At 57.5% G+C, this 19,386-nt stretch carries 17 protein-coding genes; 14 read left to right on the forward strand and 3 right to left on the reverse strand.

Going from position 1 to position 19,386, the window contains the following annotated elements:
* Positions 1-67: 67 nt before the first annotated feature.
* The 3 genes from MWU55_RS13595 to MWU55_RS13605 all read right to left on the reverse strand — a co-directional run bounded on the left by MWU55_RS13595 (position 68) and on the right by MWU55_RS13605 (position 3,840).
* Positions 68-2,071, reverse strand: coding sequence for a hypothetical protein (locus MWU55_RS13595; RefSeq protein WP_246936865.1), 2,004 nt, complete (start codon positions 2,069-2,071; stop codon positions 68-70).
* 184 nt (positions 2,072-2,255) lie between these two features.
* The gene (locus tag MWU55_RS13600; protein ID WP_246937921.1) at positions 2,256-3,575 is read right to left on the reverse strand and encodes an MFS transporter; all 1,320 of its coding nucleotides are present in this window, start codon (positions 3,573-3,575) and stop codon (positions 2,256-2,258) included.
* Positions 3,576-3,582: 7 nt separating this feature from the next.
* The gene (locus tag MWU55_RS13605) at positions 3,583-3,840 is read right to left on the reverse strand and encodes a metal-sensing transcriptional repressor (RefSeq protein WP_246936868.1); all 258 of its coding nucleotides are present in this window, start codon (positions 3,838-3,840) and stop codon (positions 3,583-3,585) included.
* A 127-nt stretch (positions 3,841-3,967) separates the two neighbouring features.
* Here MWU55_RS13605 and MWU55_RS13610 point away from each other — a divergent pair, with 127 nt between their 5' ends.
* The 14 genes from MWU55_RS13610 (at position 3,968) to MWU55_RS13675 (ending at position 19,341) form a co-directional block, all read left to right on the forward strand.
* On the forward strand, positions 3,968-4,885 hold the full coding sequence (locus MWU55_RS13610) for a DMT family transporter (protein ID WP_246936870.1): 918 nt from the start codon (positions 3,968-3,970) through the stop codon (positions 4,883-4,885).
* Between the two features lie 170 nt (positions 4,886-5,055).
* A complete protein-coding gene (ftsW, locus tag MWU55_RS13615; RefSeq protein WP_246936873.1) occupies positions 5,056-6,225 on the forward strand; it encodes a putative lipid II flippase FtsW in 1,170 nt (389 codons plus the stop codon).
* A complete protein-coding gene (gene murG / locus MWU55_RS13620) occupies positions 6,222-7,319 on the forward strand; it encodes an undecaprenyldiphospho-muramoylpentapeptide beta-N-acetylglucosaminyltransferase (protein WP_246936876.1) in 1,098 nt (365 codons plus the stop codon). The genes ftsW and murG overlap by 4 nt, the downstream gene beginning before the upstream one ends.
* A 44-nt stretch (positions 7,320-7,363) precedes the next feature.
* Positions 7,364-8,761, forward strand: a complete 1,398-nt coding sequence (gene murC / locus MWU55_RS13625) for a UDP-N-acetylmuramate--L-alanine ligase (RefSeq protein ID WP_246936879.1) — start codon at positions 7,364-7,366, stop codon at positions 8,759-8,761.
* A gap of 89 nt (positions 8,762-8,850) precedes the next feature.
* Positions 8,851-10,047, forward strand: coding sequence for an APC family permease (locus tag MWU55_RS13630; RefSeq protein WP_246936882.1), 1,197 nt, complete (start codon positions 8,851-8,853; stop codon positions 10,045-10,047).
* Positions 10,044-10,283: a DUF2484 family protein gene (locus MWU55_RS13635; protein WP_246936883.1), complete on the forward strand. Its 240-nt coding sequence runs from the start codon at positions 10,044-10,046 to the stop codon at positions 10,281-10,283. The genes MWU55_RS13630 and MWU55_RS13635 overlap by 4 nt, the downstream gene beginning before the upstream one ends.
* Positions 10,280-10,519, forward strand: coding sequence for a DUF2484 family protein (locus MWU55_RS13640; RefSeq protein WP_246936886.1), 240 nt, complete (start codon positions 10,280-10,282; stop codon positions 10,517-10,519). Before MWU55_RS13635 ends, MWU55_RS13640 begins: the two co-directional genes overlap by 4 nt.
* 4 nt (positions 10,520-10,523) lie before the next feature.
* On the forward strand, positions 10,524-11,456 hold the full coding sequence (gene murB, locus MWU55_RS13645) for a UDP-N-acetylmuramate dehydrogenase (protein WP_246936888.1): 933 nt from the start codon (positions 10,524-10,526) through the stop codon (positions 11,454-11,456).
* A 214-nt stretch (positions 11,457-11,670) separates the two neighbouring features.
* Positions 11,671-12,585: a D-alanine--D-alanine ligase gene (locus tag MWU55_RS13650; RefSeq protein WP_246936889.1), complete on the forward strand. Its 915-nt coding sequence runs from the start codon at positions 11,671-11,673 to the stop codon at positions 12,583-12,585.
* Entirely contained in the window at positions 12,582-13,475 is an 894-nt protein-coding gene (locus MWU55_RS13655; RefSeq protein ID WP_246936892.1) for a cell division protein FtsQ/DivIB, read from the forward strand. Before MWU55_RS13650 ends, MWU55_RS13655 begins: the two co-directional genes overlap by 4 nt.
* Complete coding sequence (gene ftsA, locus MWU55_RS13660; protein ID WP_246936895.1) at positions 13,472-14,806, forward strand: cell division protein FtsA; 1,335 nt, start codon at positions 13,472-13,474, stop codon at positions 14,804-14,806. The genes MWU55_RS13655 and ftsA overlap by 4 nt, the downstream gene beginning before the upstream one ends.
* A gap of 231 nt (positions 14,807-15,037) precedes the next feature.
* Positions 15,038-16,696 (forward strand): cell division protein FtsZ, encoded by a 1,659-nt coding sequence (gene ftsZ / locus MWU55_RS13665; RefSeq protein WP_246936898.1) that lies wholly within the window; start codon positions 15,038-15,040, stop codon positions 16,694-16,696.
* A gap of 594 nt (positions 16,697-17,290) precedes the next feature.
* Positions 17,291-18,211, forward strand: coding sequence for a UDP-3-O-acyl-N-acetylglucosamine deacetylase (lpxC, locus tag MWU55_RS13670; RefSeq protein WP_246936901.1), 921 nt, complete (start codon positions 17,291-17,293; stop codon positions 18,209-18,211).
* 209 nt (positions 18,212-18,420) lie between these two features.
* Positions 18,421-19,341, forward strand: a complete 921-nt coding sequence (locus MWU55_RS13675; RefSeq protein ID WP_246936903.1) for an outer membrane protein assembly factor BamD — start codon at positions 18,421-18,423, stop codon at positions 19,339-19,341.
* The last annotated feature ends 45 nt before the right edge of the window (positions 19,342-19,386 follow it).

Here is a 19,386-nt window from a genome sequence, read left to right on the forward strand (position 1 = left end):
AGCGAATTGTGAAAAGGAAAACGCCCCCGGTTTCGGGGGCGTTTTTCGTTTGGATAGGAAGAGCGGATTAAAGCCCTGTGACCTCAAAGGCAGGGATCCAAGTGTAATGGGTCACGCCTTCGAAGCAATGGCTGGCAAAGCCTTCCTCTTCTCGTAGGCAACCCAGACCTGCCGCCCACCCGTCAACGCGATCTTCTTTGGGCAGGTCTTTCATCGCGTACCGGACCGCTATCGCCCCTTGCATGTAATCGCCGGGGTCGTGGGTCAGGGTGATCGTAACTTCGGTATCCGACGTGACCTGAACCTGCTGAATGGCCAGCGGGTGTCTGGGGCCAATAATCTGAAACCCATAATTATCAGGCGGGGCAGGGAAGTGGTCGCTGTCGAGCGTCAAGGGCGAGGTGTTGTCGAAGCGGATCACAATCTCGCGGCCTGTAAGCTTTGCTGATACGAGTTTGGGACTGCAAAAGGGCTGCCCCTGTTCCAGCTTCCAAATCGCGCGGCCCAGATATTCGCCATAGAGCGCCTTGGCGCGATTGCTCCAATGTGTTTGGTCGAATAGCGGGTAAGGGTGCCGAGGCTGGACCAGATGAACGTTCTCAAACTCGTCTGCCAGATCCTGAAGGGCAAGCCTTACTTGCCAGTTTGAATCGCGGTAGGTTCCGGGCGATTGATCAAGAAGCCAGACAACCGGGGTTTCCAGATGTGCCACCCCGTCTTCAAGATCCGCAAAGAACGCATTCGCCATGTCTGCATAGTCCCGGCGCGTTGTGGCACGATCGGATTCCTGATGCGTCAGGGCGATGTAAATGACGTCTGTCGGAGCCCCTTGCTGCGCCGCAATCTCAACCAGTTTTGCAGTCGTCGAGACAAGGTTTTTAAAGCACTGAGCGGGCTCATTCAGTTCGTTCTTATGAAGTCCTGGACGTCTTGAGGTTTGGGTGTTCCCAATAAACGCCTGCCCTCCGATCGCTTCGGACCGGACGATGAACTGCGGCCAGTCCTGCCCGTCAGGGATCTGTGACAGATACGAACTTGCCGCCACCCCAACAACTGACTGAAGTGGCAGGCGCGCAAATTCATCCAGAGGTACCAAATCGGTGATGTCTTCGTCTGGAACGGCCCCCATCAGCCCGCGTGATCCGTTTCCATCATTTGGTGTCAGAATGTGATGACGGGTTTTGATGATGCCCGGGATGGGTCCGCCTGCAGGGTGAACGCCAGCGTTTGATTGGCCGGTGTGTATCAGCAGGATCGAACGATTGGTTATCGGTCGGACATATCCTTCTGGCGACAGGTAGCACCGTTGGACCTTGCCGTGGCCTGCATCGATCTGAAACTCTTTACGCCCGTTAACTGTCTGGCGATCTGTACTGGCTTCGGGGAAGTCACGATGGATTTGCGGGCGCTGCGTCTCAATCGCGGCTTTGGCGGCAAGACGGGCGTCACGTTTCGCGTTGGAGTGCCACAACGTCATAAACTTGCCCTGAGGTGGCAATTCATCCGTCACCCTATTTGCATGACCTCCAAGATCGCCATGCAGCGTTCCCAAATAGGCCGCCAGTCTGCTGTCATCTGTTGAAAACAGGCTGCCTGCAAACTGCAACGCGCGCTCGAAATTGCCCGCGTTATTGCGGGCGAAAAGCGTCAGCCCGGAAGATGCAAGGATTGCGCATTGCTCATAATCTGCGGGAACCGATGCAAGCAGAGGATTGATGTTGCCATCATGCGCAACCAGCAAAGCTGCGGAACGCATGCTTTTGGCCTGATCAAGCTCGCCTTCGATTTCCAAGATTTGGCACCACCCTTCAAGCTCCTCATCCAGAACAGGCACATTCGGATCATCAAAATGGCGGTGATAAAAGGAAAGTTTGGTATCGCCCGCATCCTGTACTGTGATCAGAAACTCACTTGGCCCTAATTCATTGGTGGCTTGTGCGGCTTCATCTGTTGTGGCGAAACATCGTGTAAGCTTTTGAGGCCAGGCCACCAGCTGGTGGCACTTCGCCAAAATGCGATCCGGTTTTTCGATGCAGGAGTCGCTGAACAATTGAGAGGCGGGCGCGGTCATAAGTACTACTTGAGTTGTCGGTGCAGTTTTGCGTGCGTGGCTAAGGCTGGTGACATTGCCTCATTGCGAAAAGAGGGGATATTTGGCGTTAAGTCAACTGGTTGGAGTCAGTGGGCTTTCTGCTGATACAGCGGGGAATCGGTGTTCATATATCAGTGTGACCGCCCTGAGGCGTCGCTTCTTACTAGAAATGCGCGCCCCACTGGGGATGAACGTCATCAATGATCAAAGCATGGGTGTGCCTGCGATGGCCTTTCAGATGCGGGTGGTTCAAAGGCAGGTTGTCATGAGTATGCGTTACCACAACCGGATCATCGGACGGCCAGAATTTGCGTGCTGTCGCGATGCCGATCGCCGCCAGAGCCGCCAGTATGAAGAGGGTCGGCACCGCCCCCAATCCAGTCATGAGCCACCCCGACAATGGGTAAGTGACCAGCCAGCAGGCGTGGGACAAGGCGAACTGAGCGGCAAAAATGGCAGGCCGATCCTCGGTATGAGAGGACCGCGCCAAAAGACGCCCGGACGGCGTCATGACAGTTGAGTAGCCCAAACCAATAACCAGCCATGCAATCAGCATGGATTGCCAGCTCAGTCCCCAGAAACTGATCACCGCACTAAAGCTCAGCAATGCCAGAACCATCAGGCTTGCGCCTGTCAGCATTAGGGGACGCTCGGCCCATTTGTTCAGAGCTTTGGGCAACAAAAGCGCCGCGGTCATACTGCCCAGTCCAAACGCAAACATGGTCCAGGCAAGGGCGGCCTCATTCAGACCAAGTTGGGCGCGCACCAGAACAACCGAATTGACCAGCACCATGGCCCCCGCGCTTGATACCGCAAGGTTCAAACCCAAAAGCCCACGCAGGCGAGGGGTCGCAAGATAGATGCGGATGCCACGCGTGGTGCGATCTAAGAACCCATGCGAGGTGGCTGGCTTCGGATCGGGCAATCGCACAAGAACGATCAAAAGCGCAGAGAGGGCAAAGCCCACCACCGTACCCAGAAACAGGTTGCTGAAGCTCATGACCATCAGCATCAAAGCGGCAAGGGTCGGTGAGATGATGTTCTCTAGATCATAGGCCAACCGGGACAGCGACAAGGCTTTGGTATACTCGGCCTCGTCCGTCAAAACGTCAGGGATGGTCGCTTGAAAGGCGGGTGTGAACGCGGCTGAGGCGGACTGAAGTAAAAAAACCAGCACATAGACCTGCCAGATCTGGGTCACGAAGGGCAGGCATAGCACCACGGCTGCCCGCACGAGGTTCAAACCCACCAGTAAGTTGCGCCGGTTCATCCGGTCGGCAAGCGCCCCCGCAATCGGGGCCAAGCCAACATAGGCCACCATCTTGATCGTGAAGATCGTGCCAAGAATTATCGCGGCATTGGCACCCGCAAGATCAAAGGCCAAAAGGCCAAGCGCCACGGTTGAGAGCCCCGTGCCCAAAAGCGACACGACCTGCGCCAAAAACAAATTGCGATAGACGCGGTTTCCAAGAACACCCAACATCAACGGCTCACAGATATCGCGTGATGGCTTTAAGCTCGGCAACTGCGGGTGCAGTTTCGTCGCCAAGGCAATGATCCAGATGGTCATGAATTAGGGCCTGCTTCGTGTTGCGAATGGCGCTTTCAACAGCCTGCAACTGCTGCGCAAGGTCAACGCAAGGGCGGCCTTGCTCGATCATCTCGATCACTGATTGCAAATGCCCGTATGCGCGTTTCAGGCGTGCTGCGATTTTGGGGTGACTGCTGTGTGTATGTGGTTTGTCCATATTTGGATGGTATCCTCCCGGGGGGGATGTATCAACTGCGTTGCTTTGATGGGGCCAATGCTTCGACAATTCCTGATTGCGTGTCGGTTTCGCTTTATACTGCTCTGGCAAGGGGGTATGCGAAGCTATGAACCCAAGACGCGGCATTTTTCTTAAGCTCGGATCGGTCTGTTTTTTCATGTCCATGCAGGCCATGGTGAAAGCGGTGACCATTGGCATTCCGCCGGGTGAGATCGTCTTTTTCCGATCAATCTTCGCACTTCCCGTGATTTTCGCATGGCTTGCTTACGAGGGCCGATTGCACTCCGCCCTGCGCACCCGCCAGCCTTTGGCCCATGTCAGTCGAGGCACCGTCGGCGTGATGGCGATGGGGCTGAACTTCACGGCAGTTGGCTATCTTGCGCTGCCGGATATCACCGCGATTTTTTACGCTTCGCCCATCATCACCGTTGTGCTGGCCGCGATATTTTTGGGCGAACAGGTCCGTTTGGTGCGCGTGTCGGCCGTGCTGGCCGGGTTGTTGGGGGTCATGATCATAATGTGGCCGCAGCTGTCCGGCTGGGGATCTGGCGATGATCTGAAAGCCTTTGGGGCAATGCTCGCGCTTTGTGCGGCGTGTTTTGTAGCTGTGGCAAAAATCCTCGTGCGCATGCTGGTGGGGGTAGACCCGCCCTCGACCGTGGTGATTTACGCTTCACTGACCGCGATCACGCTGTCGCTTTTGACCATTCCCTTTGGCTGGATCATGCCCACGCGGACAGAGTTCCTTTTGCTTCTAGGCGCTGGACTGGCCGGCGGAGTGGGGCAGCTTATGCTCACCACCGCTTACACCCACGCCGAAGCGTCAACGATTGCTCCGTTTGACTACTCCTCGATGATCTTCGCGCTGGCGTTTGGGTATTTGTTCTTTGGCGATCTGCCGACGATGCAAACCTTGCTGGGCGCAGCCATCGTTATCACCGCCGGGATGGTGATCATTTGGCGCGAGGGGCGGTTGGGCAAGCTCAGCTCAAAGGCGCGTTCGGTGCAGACGCCAAGCGGCTGATTGCCGATTAGCTGGAAAACGGGTGTAAAATCACTGGAAATGTGGGGAAAACCCAACTATCCTTGCCGCAAAGCTTCGCGTAAGACGGGCACACAGGCACTGGCACCAATAACCCGCAAAGGGATGGGCCGGTAATTACGAGCGGTACAGAAAATTGCAGGCGGTTATTCATGACTGAGATGGTGTATGGCGCGATCCCCGCACAAAGCGGCGATCCCATTCTTCCCCGTTGGTGGCGCACAATCGACAAGTGGTCGGTCTCGTGCATCCTGATCCTTTTTGGCATCGGCATTTTGCTGGGGCTTGCGGCCTCACCACCGCTGGCGGAACGAAACGGTCTGGGATATTTCCACTATGTCGAGCGTCAGCTGATATTCGGTGTGGCAGCGCTGATCACCATGTTTGCCTTCACGATGATGACCCCGCAGATGGTGCGCCGGTTGGGCGTGCTTGGGTTCATCGTGGCGATGGTGGCCGTGATGCTTCTGCCGGTGCTGGGCACGGATTTCGGCAAAGGGGCCACGCGTTGGTATTCGCTTGGCTTTGCCTCGCTGCAGCCTTCAGAATTTCTTAAGCCCGGCTTTGTCGTGGTGTCGGCGTGGCTGATGGCTGCCAGTCAGGAAATAAACGGCCCGCCCGGACGCGCGATGTCTGCAGGGCTTGTCACTGTGATTGTTATGTTTCTGGCGATGCAGCCGGACTTCGGCCAATCTGCGCTGATCCTCTTTGGTTGGGGTGTCATGTACTTCCTGGCAGGTGCGCCGATCCTCTTGCTTGTGGGCGCGGCAGGATTGGTCGTTCTGGGCGGCACATTCGCCTATCACAACTCGCAACACTTCGCGCGCCGGATTGACGGGTTCCTGAACCCCGAGGTCGACCCAACAACCCAGCTTGGATACGCCACCAACGCCATCCGCGAAGGCGGCTTCTTCGGCGTTGGCGTGGGCGAGGGCCAAGTAAAATGGTCCCTTCCGGATGCGCATACAGATTTCATCATCGCCGTTGCGGCCGAGGAATATGGTTTGCTTCTGGTCCTGATTATCATCGCACTTTACGCAACCATCGTTGTGCGCAGCTTCCTGCGTCTGATCCGCGAGCGGAACACGTTCATTCGTCTGGCAGGCTCTGGTCTGGCAGCAATGTTTGGCGTGCAGGCGTTGATCAATATGGGCGTGGCGGTACGCCTGTTGCCCGCGAAAGGCATGACATTGCCCTTCGTCAGCTATGGCGGCTCGTCTTTGATCGCCGGGGGTATTGCACTTGGCATGCTTTTGGCTTTTACCCGCACGCGGCCTCAGGGTCGGATGCAGGACGTATTTGCAAATAGGCAAGTCAGATGACAACAGAACAACCGCTTCTTGTGATTGCTGCCGGTGGGACCGGCGGCCACATGTTTCCCGCGCAAGCACTGGCCGAGGCTATGCTGCGCAAGGGGTGGCGGGTGAAGCTGTCCACCGACGCGCGCGGCGCACGCTATACCGGCGGTTTCCCCCATGTGGTTGAGATCGAGCAGGTCAGCTCTGCCACCTTCCAACGTGGTGGGATCTTGGCCAAAGTCTTGGTGCCGTTCCGCATTGGGGCGGGCGTTCTGGGCGCTGTCTGGAAGATGCGCCGCGACCGTCCGAAAGCGGTTGTAGGCTTTGGCGGTTACCCGACGATCCCCGCACTTGGTGCGGCGAAACTTCTGGGCTTGCCGCGTATGATCCATGAACAAAACGGTGTGCTGGGGCGGGTGAACACCCTATTTTCGACCCGCGTGAACCGCGTGGCCTGTGGCACGTGGCCGACCGACCTTCCAGAAGGTGTGGACGGTGTCTACACGGGCAATCCTGTTCGCAGTGAAGTTATGGCCCGACAGGGCGCTGGCTATATCGCACCGGGCGATTATCCCATGTCGGTCCTTGTGATCGGCGGATCGCAGGGCGCGCGCGCACTTTCTGATCACGTGCCGGCCGCACTTGCCAGCCTGCCCGAAAACCTGCGCCGCCATATCTCGGTCAGCCATCAGGCGCGGGATGAGGATATGGATCGGGTCAGCGCGTACTATCATGAGCATGGCATCCGCGCCGATGTGCAAAGCTTCTTCACCGACATTCCACGCCGTATGTCCGAGGCCCAGTTGGTGATCAGCCGGGCAGGGGCATCGTCTGTGGCCGATATCTCGGTCATTGGGCGTCCGTCGATCCTGATCCCGCTACCCACCGCAACCGATGATCACCAATCCGCCAATGCGCGTGGGCTGGTGGATGCAGGCGCTGCAATTTTGCTGCCTGAAAGCATGTTGAATGCGCAAAGCTTGGCAGAACAGGTAGCCTTGGTTTTTGAAAACTCGGACGGGGCCGAGCAAATGGCACGCGCCGCGCTATCACATGGCCGCCCGGACGCAACGGGCGCGCTTGTAGCGTTGGTCGAGGATTTGGCCGCGCAAGGTTAATGGTTTCCTCGCTTCTCACGAGGATGAATTTGAAAGGTTTTACGATGAACGCAGCAGCCACCAAACTTCCTACGGAAATGGGTCGAATCCACTTCGTGGGCATTGGCGGAATTGGCATGTCGGGCATTGCTGAAGTACTGCTGAACCATGGCTATCTGGTGCAGGGGTCGGATCTGAAGGAAAGCAAGATCACCGATCGCTTGAAAAAGCTGGGGGCTGAGATCTTTGTTGGCCAGCGGGCCGAGAACCTTGAAAATGCCGAAGTCGTGGTGATCTCCTCTGCCATCAAACCGGGCAACCCGGAATTGGATGCTGCGCGGGCGCGTGGTCTTCCCGTGGTGCGCCGGGCCGAAATGCTGGCTGAGCTTATGCGCCTAAAATCCAACATTGCAGTCGCAGGCACACATGGCAAAACCACCACCACCACGATGGTGGCCGAGCTTCTGGTCAAGGGCGGTATTGACCCCACGGTGATCAACGGTGGCATCATCCACGCTTATGGTTCGAACGCCCGTATGGGGCAGGGCGAGTGGATGGTTGTGGAAGCCGACGAAAGCGACGGCACTTTCAACCGATTGCCCGCCACGATTGCCATCGTCACCAATATTGACCCCGAGCATATGGAACATTGGGGCGACTTTGACACGCTGCGCCAAGGCTTCCTAGATTTCGTCTCGAACATCCCGTTTTACGGTCTTGCTGTGTGCTGCACCGACCATCCCGAGGTGCAGGCGCTGGTGGGTAAAGTGACCGACCGCCGCGTCGTGACCTATGGCTTCAACGCTCAAGCTGACGTGCGCGCCGTGAACCTGACCTATAAGGCAGGTGTCGCGCATTTCGATATTGAACTGAACCACGAGGGCACGCGCATTGATGGCTGCACGCTTCCGATGCCGGGGGACCACAACGTCTCGAACGCGTTGTCCGCCGTTGCAGTGTCGCGCCAACTGGGCATGAAACGTGACGAAATTCGTGCCGCACTCGCCAGTTTCGGCGGCGTAAACCGTCGCTTCACCAAGGTGGGCGAAGTGAACGGCGTCACCATCATTGACGATTATGGCCACCACCCGGTTGAGATCGCAGCGGTCCTGAAAGCCGCGCGTCAGGCCACCGAAGGCCGCGTGATCGCGGTGCACCAACCGCACCGCTACTCGCGCCTGCATGATCTGTTTGAGGATTTCTGCGCCTGCTTCAACGAAGCTGACGTGGTTGGCATCGCCGAGGTCTTCGCCGCTGGGGAAGACCCGATCGAAGGCGCCTCGCGCGATGATCTGGTGGCAGGGCTGGTGCGTCACGGCCACCGTCACGCCATGGTCGTCGAAGACGAAGACGCCCTGACTGCTCTGGTCAAAGAGCACGCAAAACCCGGCGACATGGTTGTCTGCCTGGGGGCAGGTACGATCAGCGCATGGGCGAATAACCTGCCAGGACGATTGGGATAATCACGCCTCACGCCACAGCGCGCTTGAACGCCTTGGTGATCCATGGTGATCTGCTGAAAACGCGCGCCAAACTGGCTTGAGGTGACATCATGAAACCGGCCCCTCTTAAACGAAATCTCGGTCTTGGGCTTTTGACCATGTATGGCGTCGGCGTCATGGTTGGGGCTGGGATCTATGTCCTTGTCGGCGCTGTCGCGGCCGAGGCAGGTGTCTGGGCACCATTGGCCTTCTTGTTGGCAGGGCTGATCGCGGCACCGTCGGCGCTCAGCTATGCGGAACTCAGCTCGCGCATACCCGAAGCATCGGGCGAGGCTGCTTATGTTGAAAAAGGCCTGAACAGCCACCTTTTGGCTGTGTTGATCGGCCTTGCGATTGTGGTTGCAGGAACCGTGTCAGCTGCTGCGGTTCTGCGCGGCGGTGTCGGGTATCTGACCGCTTTGATCGATGTTCCCAGTGAATGGGCCATCTTTGGAATTGGGGCCGCTCTTACTTTGGTGGCCATCATCGGCGTGCTGGAAAGCCTCTCACTCGCCGCGCTATTTACGGTGATCGAGGTCATCGGCCTGATCGCGGTCACATATGCCGGGTTCACAGCAGATCCGGTGGCCCAATTCGTGGACCTGCCTGAGATTTATTGGCCCGGTGTCGCGGGTGCCGCTGCATTGGCATTCTTCGCCTTCATCGGGTTCGAGGACATGGTGAATATGGCGGAAGAGGCTAAGAACCCAACCCATGTGGTTCCCCGTGCCATTCTGATCGCATTGGTCATTACAACCCTGCTTTATGCGCTTGTGTCTTTCGCGGCGGTCCGTGCTGTTTCCGTCGACGCGCTTGCCAGTTCGGATCGTCCGCTGGTGCTCGTCTGGGAAAGTAGCTTCACCGCGTCCCCTGCGGTGCTGGGCGCCATCGCAGTCGTGGCGGCCCTGAACGGCGTGTTGGCGCAGATTGTCATGGCCGCGCGTGTTCTGTTTGGCCTTGGGCGTAGGGATAAGATCCTGTCTTTCTTCTACCGCGCGCATCCGCGGTTCGGCACTCCGGTGCTTGCCACGGTGCTTCTGGGCGTCGGGGTGATCTCTGCGGCGCTTATGTTGCCGGTGTCAGAACTTGCCACTGTAACCTCGACCGTTCTTCTAATCGTATTTGCTGTGGTGAACATCGCCCTGATCGCACTGAAGCGCAAATCACCAGACGCGCCTTTCCGCACGGCTGGATGGGTTCCGTGGCTTGGGTTGATCGGGGCACTTCTGGCGCTTTCAGCCTCGTTCCTGACAGGAGCTATGACTTGAGCAGGCCTTTGATTGTCGCGGCCCTGTGGGCCATTGCGGCGACGATTGTTGCATTGTTGCCCATGCGGATGCAGTTCCCGCCGGGGATCGTCCTGCTAATTTCAGCACCCATTCTGATTATCTGGATCGGGGCCACCCACGGTTGGTTTTGGGCTGCGATGGGATTGGCGGCGTTCCTGTCGATGTTTCGGCGCCCCCTTTGGTACTTGGCACGTAAAGCGGCAGGGCGGGTATGACACTGTCGCTTATTCTAGCCTGTCTGTGGATCATCACAGCACAGATCATCGCGTTGACTCCGTCGCGCGATCACCATTGGCGGGTGGCTTACGTCTTGATTGCCGTGGGCATTCCGCTATTGGGTTACGTGATTTACGAGAATGGCCCATGGGTTGGGCTTTTGGTTCTTCTGGGGGCGATGTCGATCCTGCGTTGGCCCGTGATTTACCTGACCCGATGGCTGAAGAAGAGGTAGACCCATGGCGCGTCCTGACCAGATAGACATTCGCGGCAGCCTGATGGCCGATAAAGAGCTGGCCGGGCTAACATGGCTGCGCGTGGGTGGGCCGGCGGACTGGCTGTTCATGCCAGCCGACGAAGATGATCTGGCGCATTTCCTGTCCGAACTTGATGCCGATGTTCCAGTTTTTCCGATGGGCGTTGGATCGAACCTAATTGTGCGGGATGGCGGTATCCGGGGCGTTGTGATCCGCATGGGACGTGGTTTCAATGGGGTCGAGATCGATGGGCAGACCGTCACAGCCGGGGTTGCCGCGTTGGATGCTCAGGTGGCCAAAAAAGCCGCTGCCGAAGGCGTGGACTTGACCTTTCTACGTACCATTCCGGGTGCGATCGGCGGGGCGGTTCGCATGAACGCTGGCTGCTATGGGTCTTATATCGCTGATGTTTTCCAATCTGCGACGGCGATCACGCGATCGGGTGAGCGTGTGACGCTCACCGCTGAGGATCTGCAATTTCAGTATCGTCAAAGTGAGCTGCCTGAGGGCTGGGTTCTGACCCGTGCCGTTCTGATTGGCCCGTCAGGCGATCCTGATGCGCTGTCGGCGCGTATGGAGGCGCAGCTTGCAAAACGTGACGAGACTCAGCCGACTAAAGACCGCACCGCAGGTTCCACTTTCCGCAACCCGGCGGGGTTCAGCTCAACCGGTAAAGCGGATGACAGTCACGAGCTGAAGGCGTGGAAGGTAATTGACGAGGCCGGGATGCGCGGTGCCACACGGGGTGGGGCGCAGATGAATGAAATGCATTCCAACTTTCTGACCAACACCGGCGGAGCCTCCGCTGAGGACCTCGAAATGCTGGGCGAAGATGTCAGAAAAAAGGTTTACGAACACAGCGGCATAGAGCTAGTATGGGAAATTAAGCGCGTAGGCGAACCGGCGGCGAAATAAGCCGGGCGCAACATCGCAAAAGACACGGCCAAAAAGGCCGGAAGACTGAGGGGTCGGGCAGGCCCTAATAACCGAAAACCAGACGCAGAAAACTGCGCAGATGATCGGTTCGGGGCGGTACGCCTCATGACATAAAACCGTGGTTACACGGATTAACGCCGGAAACGGCAGGGCATTTTGGTCGCGTTGCGATCGTGTATGAGGCATTACAGGCATGTCGGAGCAGTCCGTCAGCAAAGTCGTCGTTTTGATGGGTGGCCCCTCGGCTGAGCGTGAAGTCTCGCTGAGTTCGGGGGACGAATGCGCCAAGGCTTTGGCGGGCGAGGGCTATGAGGTCGTGAAGATCGATGCGGGCCGTGATCTGGCTGAGCGTTTGAAGGCCGAAGCTCCTGACGTTGTGTTCAACGCTTTGCACGGACGCTGGGGCGAAGATGGCTGCGTACAAGGTCTGCTTGAGTGGCTGCAAATTCCCTATACACATTCTGGCGTTCTGGCGTCCTCACTTGCTATGGATAAAGAGCGCGCAAAGGACACGTTCCGTGCCGCCGGACTTCCGGTTGTTGCCAGCATTCTGGCGGAAAAGGACGAGGTTCAGGCCCGCCACGTGATGGAGCCACCTTACGTGGTGAAGCCCTATAACGAAGGCAGCTCGGTCGGGATCTACATTGTCAGCGACGGGGCGAACACGCCGCCGAAGCTGGCCGCAACCATGCCCGACACAGTGATGGTTGAAACCTATGCCCCAGGGCGCGAGTTGACGACCACAGTGATGGGCGATCGCGCGCTCGGCGTCACTGATATCATTACGGATGGCTGGTACGATTACGATGCGAAATACGCCGAAGGCGGCTCGCGCCATGTGATCCCCGCAGACATTCCTGCCGAGATCGAAGCCGCCTGTCTGGACTTTGCCCTGCGCGCACATGAAGCGCTTGGGTGTCGCGGTGTAAGCCGCACCGATTTTCGCTGGGACGAGGACCGCGGGCTGGATGGTCTGATCATTCTGGAAACCAACACGCAGCCGGGGATGACGCCAACCTCATTGGCGCCAGAGCAGGGCGCGCATCTTGGCTATAGCTTTGGCCAGTTCTGCGCATGGATGGTGGAGGACGCGTCGTGCAGCCGATGACCTCTTCTCAGAACGATAGATCCGAAGCGCAGCGCCGCGACCCGGCGCCGTCGCGTCTGGCTTATAAAGCGCATCGTTTATGGCTGACGCCGGTGTTTCGCGCCTTCCTGCGTGTGGGGCTGCCGGTTTTTGCAATCCTGATGGCAACCGGTTGGTATTTGGCGAACCCAACCAACCGCTATGCGATCGGTGAAAAGCTAACAAATATGAAACGGTCCGTGCAGGAACGTCCTGAGTTTCTGGTCAAGCTGATGGCCGTCGAGGGCGCAACGCCAGTTGTCGATAACGCGGTGCGCCAGATCCTTCCCATTGATTTCCCCATCTCAAGCTTCGATTTGGACCTGGAGCGGATGCGGGCTGAGATCATGAAGCTTGATGTGATTGAAGATGCGGATCTGCGCATCCGTCCGGGCGGCGTTTTGGAAGTGGCTCTGACGGAAAGACAGCCTGTGATCCTTTGGCGCCATGATGGTGTGCTGGACATGTTGGACGCGGGTGGCCATCGCGTCGCCAGCCTGTTGGATCGCAATGCGCGATCCGACCTGCCACTTATTACAGGGGCAGGAGCGTCTGATGCGGTGCCTGAAGCGCGTGCGCTTCTGGATACGGTCGGGCCTTTGCGTGGTGAGCTGCGCGGATTGATCCGCGTGGGCGAACGTCGCTGGGATCTTGTCCTGAAAAGCGATCAGCGCATTTTGCTGCCCACGGAAGACCCGGTGGCGGCTCTTGAACAAGTTATTGCCTTGCATCAGGCACAAGACCTGTTTGGTCGTGACCTGAGTGTGATTGATATGAGAAACCCCCAGCGCCCCACGCTGCGTCTTGGTGACACCGCCATGAAAGAGCTGCGCCGCATGAACGGGTTCGAGATTGAAGAGGTGTCCCAATGACCGATATCTACAGCCAGCAACGCGCGATGCGTGCAATGCGCGAAGCCGCCATGCAGCGCGGCGTCATTGCCATTCTGGATATCGGCAGTGCCAAGATCGGGTGCCTGATCCTACGCTTTGACGGTCCAGAGCAGTTCCGCGACAGCGACGGTGTCGGATCCCTGGCCGGGCAAAGCGCGTTCCGTGTGATCGGTGCGGCCACCACCCGCTCGCGTGGTGTGCGGTTTGGCGAGATTGACGCCATGGCCGAGACCGAGCGCGCCATTCGTACCGCCGTGCAAGCCGCGCAAAAGATGGCCAACATCCGCGTGGATCACGTGATCGCCTGTTTCTCGGGTGCGAACCCGCGCAGCTACGGTTTGGATGGGGTTGTCGAACTCGATGGCCGCGCGGTGACCGAAGACGATGTGGCGCGCGTTCTGGCGGCATGCGATATGCCCGAGATCGGCGATGATCGCGAGGTATTGCACGCCCAACCTGTCAACTTTGCTTTGGATCATCGTTCAGGTCTGGGTGACCCACGTGGGCAAATCGGAAACCGGTTGGCCGCGGATCTTCATGTGTTAACAGTCGACAGCGATGTCATTCAGAACCTGCTTTATTGTATCAAACGCTGCGATCTTGAGGTCGCAGGGCTTGCAAGCTCTGCCTATGTCTCGGGAATTTCGGCGCTGGTCGAAGACGAGCAAGAGCTTGGCGCGGCCTGTATTGATTTAGGTGGTGGTTCAACTGGGCTGTCTATCTTTATGAAAAAACACATGATCTATGCCGACTGCGTGCGGTTGGGTGGGGATCATGTGACCTCGGACATCTCGAAAGGTCTCCAGGTTCCACTGTCTACGGCTGAACGGATCAAGACTTTCTACGGCGGCGTCATTGCCACCGGCATGGATGACCGCGAGATGATCGAGATCGGCGGAGACACCGGCGATTGGGAACACGATCGCCGTACCGTCAGCCGGGCCGAACTGATCGGCATCATGCGTCCGCGCGTGGAAGAGATCCTGGAAGAGGTGCGTATGCGCCTTGATGCTGCTGGGTTTGATCATTTGCCCAGCCAATCCATTGTTCTGACAGGGGGCGGAAGCCAAATCCCCGGCTTGGACAGTCTTGCGCCGAAAATCCTGGGTCAGAACGTTCGCATCGGTCGCCCGCTTCGGGTGCAAGGCTTGCCACAGGCCGCCACCGGGGCAGGGTTTGCCTCGGCCGTCGGGCTTTGCCTGTTTGCAGCACACCCGCAGGACGAATGGTGGGATTTCGAAATGCCGGCAGAAAGCTATCCGGCGCGCAGCTTCCGCCGGGCCTTCAAGTGGTTCAAGGACAATTGGTAAGCCTCGCGCCAAACCGCAATATCCTGTACCTTCGGCGAAATCCTGCTGAAATTACCCTCATTTCCTCAATATTTTGCGGTTTCATGCCCCTTTTGGGCGTGACGACCCATGCATTTTTGAGTTAACATGGAAAAAAAGAGGCAGTTACCGGCGATTCAGTCGGAATAACAAACACAGCAGCCGCCTTCGGGGCACATCGAAGCGGCGAGGACCTAAACAGGCGGAAAAATCATGACTTTGAACCTTACCATGCCCGGTCAGGAAGAGTTGAAACCTCGTATCACGGTGTTCGGCGTAGGCGGTGCTGGTGGCAACGCTGTCAACAACATGATCGAGAAGGAACTCGAGGGCGTAGAATTTGTAGTGGCCAACACAGACGCGCAAGCTTTGCAGCATTCGCGCGCCAAAGATCGCATCCAGATGGGTGTGAAGGTGACCGAAGGGTTGGGCGCAGGTGCGCGCGCAACCGTTGGGGCCGCCGCGGCCGAAGAAAGCATTGAACAAATCGTAGATCATCTGGCGGGGGCACATATGTGCTTCATCACCGCTGGTATGGGCGGCGGCACCGGGACAGGTGCAGCCCCGATCATCGCGCAAGCGGCCCGCGAACTGGGTGTTTTGACGGTGGGTGTTGTCACCAAGCCGTTCCAGTTCGAAGGCGCCAAGCGTATGCGTCAGGCTGAAGAGGGCGTTGAAGCCCTTCAGAAAATGGTCGACACACTGATCATCATTCCCAACCAGAACCTGTTCCGTCTGGCCAACGAAAAGACAACGTTCACCGAAGCGTTCTCGATGGCAGATGATGTGCTTTATCAAGGTGTTAAGGGCGTGACCGACCTGATGGTTCGCCCCGGCCTGATCAACCTCGACTTCGCGGATGTTCGCGCTGTTATGGACGAGATGGGCAAGGCAATGATGGGCACCGGCGAAAGCACCGGCGAAGATCGCGCGGTACAAGCGGCCGAGAAAGCCATCGCCAACCCGCTGCTGGACGAAATCAGCCTGCGTGGCGCAAACGGTGTGTTGATCAACATCACCGGTGGCTACGATCTGACTTTGTTCGAACTGGACGAAGCAGCCAACCGTATCCGCGAAGAAGTGGACCCGGACGCCAACATCATCGTTGGTTCGACCCTCGACGAAGGTATGGAAGGCGGTATGCGCGTGTCTGTGGTTGCCACTGGCATCGATGCATCAGAAGTTCCGATGGAAGTTCCAGTGCCGCGTCGTTCGCTGGCACAACCTCTGCAAGCACCGCATGACGTTGAGCAGAAGATGGAAGCCGAAGCCCCTGCTGCTGTTGCAGCCGCTGCCGAAATCGACGCAGCAATGCCTGTGACTGAAGAAGTGGCTGAAGCTCCGCAAGAGCCTTCGCTGTTTGCAGAAATGGAACAGCCTGCACCTGCAGCTGAGCCTGAAATGGACAACAGCTTCCCTGCTGAAACCGCAGGTGGCGACGTTCCTCCGCCGGTCTATCAGCCGCGTGAAGAAGAAGCGATTGAACAGGCTCCGGCTGCGGATCCACGCTTTGACAGCGAACCTGCCGTTGCACAGTTCGTAGCGCCCAAAGCGCCTGCACCGGGAACACCGTCGCCAGAAGCCATGGCCCGTCTGCAAGCTGCCGTGCAAAACCAGCCCCGCGCTGGCCAGCCTGCTCAGCCCGCAGCACCTGCACCGCAGACCGAAGTGCCCGCGGCTCAGGACAAGCCGCGTTTCGGGATCAACTCTTTGATCAACCGGATGACGGGTTCGGGTGCAGCTGCGGATGGCGCCGCACGGTCGCAACCGCCAGTACACAGCGAACAGCCCGTTCAGCATCAAGCCCCCGCGGCTGACCCTGAGCAGGAGAAAGTTGAAATTCCAGCCTTCTTGCGCCGTCAGGCAAACTAAGCCGGAATAAGCTCAAAGAAATCAGACCGCTGCGCAGAGATGTGTGGCGGTCTTTTTCATTTGATAGCGGGTTTTGTTGAAGAATTGTGGAGCAGATCCCCCCATTAACCTTCGTTTCGGAAATATCAGCGAAGGATTGCCCGTTTTTGAAATGAGGGAAGCGCAGATCGCCAAGGTCTCGATATTAGGTAGAAGTGTATTATAACAATGACTTATGTCGCGATGTGATCCTCTCAAGCGGTTTTCCGCCAAGCTGACTGCGCATGTTACAAACCGTTACAGAGGTTTGAATTGAGATTAATGCCTGACAAGCTTACCCAGTATTGCACCAGTCGAACGCGATTGGTGCGCACCCGAAGGGGCGGCGAAATCAGCGGGTTGGCCTGAGTCAACGAGATCCCGATAACCTGATTTATCCGCACGACAACAAGTCGATCCCCCTGATGGCGTGGTTGGCCCGGCCCCGTGATACTCCACGCGGGGGCGGACGACCCACAAAAGGCCCTAGAATGGGGCAGGGCGCAAAGACAATAACGCGGAGCCGGCCACAGGCCAGACTTCGCGACCGAACTGAGGCAAAGAAAGAGGCGTCACGTGCAAACCACTGTAGCCAGCACTGTCAGTTTCAATGGCACCGGATTGCATTCTGGTCGACCTGTGCGCATGAAAGTGCAGCCGGCCTCTGCAGAATATGGCATTTGGTTCAAACGCATCGATGTAGAAGATCGCGACAACATGATTGCCGTGCATTGGGAATCTGGTGTGCCGTCGCCCTTGTGTACCTTGATCCGCAATGAAGCCGGTGTCGAAGTACAGACCATCGAACATATCATGGCAGCCCTTGCAGGATGCGGCATTCACAACGCTCTGATCGAGATTGATGGCCCCGAAGTGCCGATCATGGACGGAAGCTCGTCCCGGTTTGTGGATGGATTGATCCGCGCGGGGCAACGCGAGCTGACCGCACCTGTCCGCGTGATTGAAGTGCTGAAACCCGTCGAATATCGCGAAGGCGATGCGTGGGCGCGTTTGGAGCCGTCGGATGGGTTCTATATTGATTTCCACATTTCATTTCCAGATGCCGCGATCGGCACGCAGGAACTAAGCTTGGACATGTCCAACGGCAATTTCGTGCGCGAGCTTTCGGATTGCCGAACCTTCTGCCGTCAGGCAGATGTGGATGCGATGCACAAGGCGGGATTGGCTTTGGGTGGTACCTATGAGAACGCCGTAGTTGTGGACGGGGACGACGTCCTTTCGCCAGGCGGACTTCGCCGCATTGACGAGGCTGTTCGCCATAAGATGCTGGACGCATTGGGGGATTTGGCCTTGGCCGGGTCGCCTTTGCGGGCGCGATATACCGGTCACCGTGCAGGTCACGCCATGACGAACAACCTGTTGCGCACCCTGTTTGACACTCCGGATGCGTGGCGTCTGGTTGAATGTGACAGCTCAACCGCGCGCAAATTGCCGGGTGTGGGTGTGCGGTCATCAGACCTGCCCATGTCGGCCTGATCTGCATCGATTGTGACGCGCAAAAGGGGCAGAGGCTTCGGGCTGGCCCGAAGAACGGACCTTACAATGGGCGGGTTCTGGATAAACTCTTCGAACATTGGTGAAATTTGGTACGCAAACCATTTTGCCCTGAAAAATTCTGTGCTAGGAATTGCTGGAAGATGCCGAAATTATTTTATCGGCACAGAACAGTTGGGGTAACACCGGTTATGATCCGCGTGAAATTGGGCAAAACCATCAGCTTTGCACTGGTATCTGGGTTGGTTCTTACCGGCTGCGGAGGTGGCTCTGGCAGCTTGGGATTCGGAAGCTTGGGTGGAAGCTCGGGATTCGGCGGCGATGGGACCGGTCCCGGAATCTTTGGCAGTCGTGTCGAAAAACGCCCCATTGATCAATGGAGCGCGGAAGAGATCTTCAAGCGCGGTGAATATGATCTAGAGCGCGGGGACCCGTCGGAAGCGGCCAAATGGTTCGGCGAGGTCGAGCGCCTGTATCCCTATTCCGAATGGGCCAAGCGCGCTTTGATCATGCAGGCGTTCTCGCATCACAAAGACAAAGAATACGAATTGGCGCGCGCAAGTGCGCAGCGTTACATGGATTTCTATCCGGGTGACGAAGACGCAGCCTATGCTCAGTATCTTCTGGCGATCAGCTATTATGACCAGATCGACCTGATTGGTCGCGATCAGGGCCTGACCTATCAAGCACTTCAAGCTTTGCGCGTGGTGATCGAACGCTATCCTGATACGGAATACGCCAAATCGGCAATTCTGAAGTTTGATCTGGCCTTTGACCACCTTGCGGCCAAGGAAATGGAAATCGGTCGCTACTATCTGAAACGCAAACACTACTCGGCTTCGATCAATCGTTTCCGTGTCGTAGTTGAGCAATTCCAGACCACCACCCACGTGGCCGAAGCTCTGCACCGCTTGGTTGAAGCATATCTGTCGCTTGGATTGGTGAATGACGCGCAAACTGCGGGTGCTATTCTTGGCCATAACTTCCAATCGACCGAATGGTATCAAGACAGCTATCGCCTGCTCACCAGTCGTGGTCTGAAACCGGAAGCCAAAGGCAACAGCTGGCTGCGTCAAGTACACCGCCAGATGATCAAGGGCGAATGGCTCTGATCGTGTCAGGCCGCATGGCCTGCACATCGGTTTGCAGGCTGAACG

Origin of the sequence: Aliiroseovarius sp. F20344, assembly GCF_023016155.1 — a bacterium.
Classification (GTDB): Bacteria; Pseudomonadota; Alphaproteobacteria; order Rhodobacterales; family Rhodobacteraceae; genus Aliiroseovarius.

What these genes read in the sequence shown, in the direction of transcription:
- MWU55_RS13595 (WP_246936865.1), bottom strand. Translation starts at nt 2,071, where the DNA reads ATGACCGCGCCCGCCTCTCAATTGTTCAGCGACTCCTGCATCGAAAAA.
- MWU55_RS13600 (WP_246937921.1), bottom strand. Translation starts at nt 3,575, where the DNA reads ATGTTGGGTGTTCTTGGAAACCGCGTCTATCGCAATTTGTTTTTGGCG.
- MWU55_RS13605 (WP_246936868.1), bottom strand. Translation starts at nt 3,840, where the DNA reads ATGGACAAACCACATACACACAGCAGTCACCCCAAAATCGCAGCACGC.
- MWU55_RS13610 (WP_246936870.1), top strand. Translation starts at nt 3,968, where the DNA reads ATGAACCCAAGACGCGGCATTTTTCTTAAGCTCGGATCGGTCTGTTTT.
- ftsW (WP_246936873.1), top strand. Translation starts at nt 5,056, where the DNA reads ATGACTGAGATGGTGTATGGCGCGATCCCCGCACAAAGCGGCGATCCC.
- murG (WP_246936876.1), top strand. Translation starts at nt 6,222, where the DNA reads ATGACAACAGAACAACCGCTTCTTGTGATTGCTGCCGGTGGGACCGGC.
- murC (WP_246936879.1), top strand. Translation starts at nt 7,364, where the DNA reads ATGAACGCAGCAGCCACCAAACTTCCTACGGAAATGGGTCGAATCCAC.
- MWU55_RS13630 (WP_246936882.1), top strand. Translation starts at nt 8,851, where the DNA reads ATGAAACCGGCCCCTCTTAAACGAAATCTCGGTCTTGGGCTTTTGACC.
- MWU55_RS13640 (WP_246936886.1), top strand. Translation starts at nt 10,280, where the DNA reads ATGACACTGTCGCTTATTCTAGCCTGTCTGTGGATCATCACAGCACAG.
- murB (WP_246936888.1), top strand. Translation starts at nt 10,524, where the DNA reads ATGGCGCGTCCTGACCAGATAGACATTCGCGGCAGCCTGATGGCCGAT.
- MWU55_RS13650 (WP_246936889.1), top strand. Translation starts at nt 11,671, where the DNA reads ATGTCGGAGCAGTCCGTCAGCAAAGTCGTCGTTTTGATGGGTGGCCCC.
- MWU55_RS13655 (WP_246936892.1), top strand. Translation starts at nt 12,582, where the DNA reads ATGACCTCTTCTCAGAACGATAGATCCGAAGCGCAGCGCCGCGACCCG.
- ftsA (WP_246936895.1), top strand. Translation starts at nt 13,472, where the DNA reads ATGACCGATATCTACAGCCAGCAACGCGCGATGCGTGCAATGCGCGAA.
- ftsZ (WP_246936898.1), top strand. Translation starts at nt 15,038, where the DNA reads ATGACTTTGAACCTTACCATGCCCGGTCAGGAAGAGTTGAAACCTCGT.
- MWU55_RS13675 (WP_246936903.1), top strand. Translation starts at nt 18,421, where the DNA reads ATGATCCGCGTGAAATTGGGCAAAACCATCAGCTTTGCACTGGTATCT.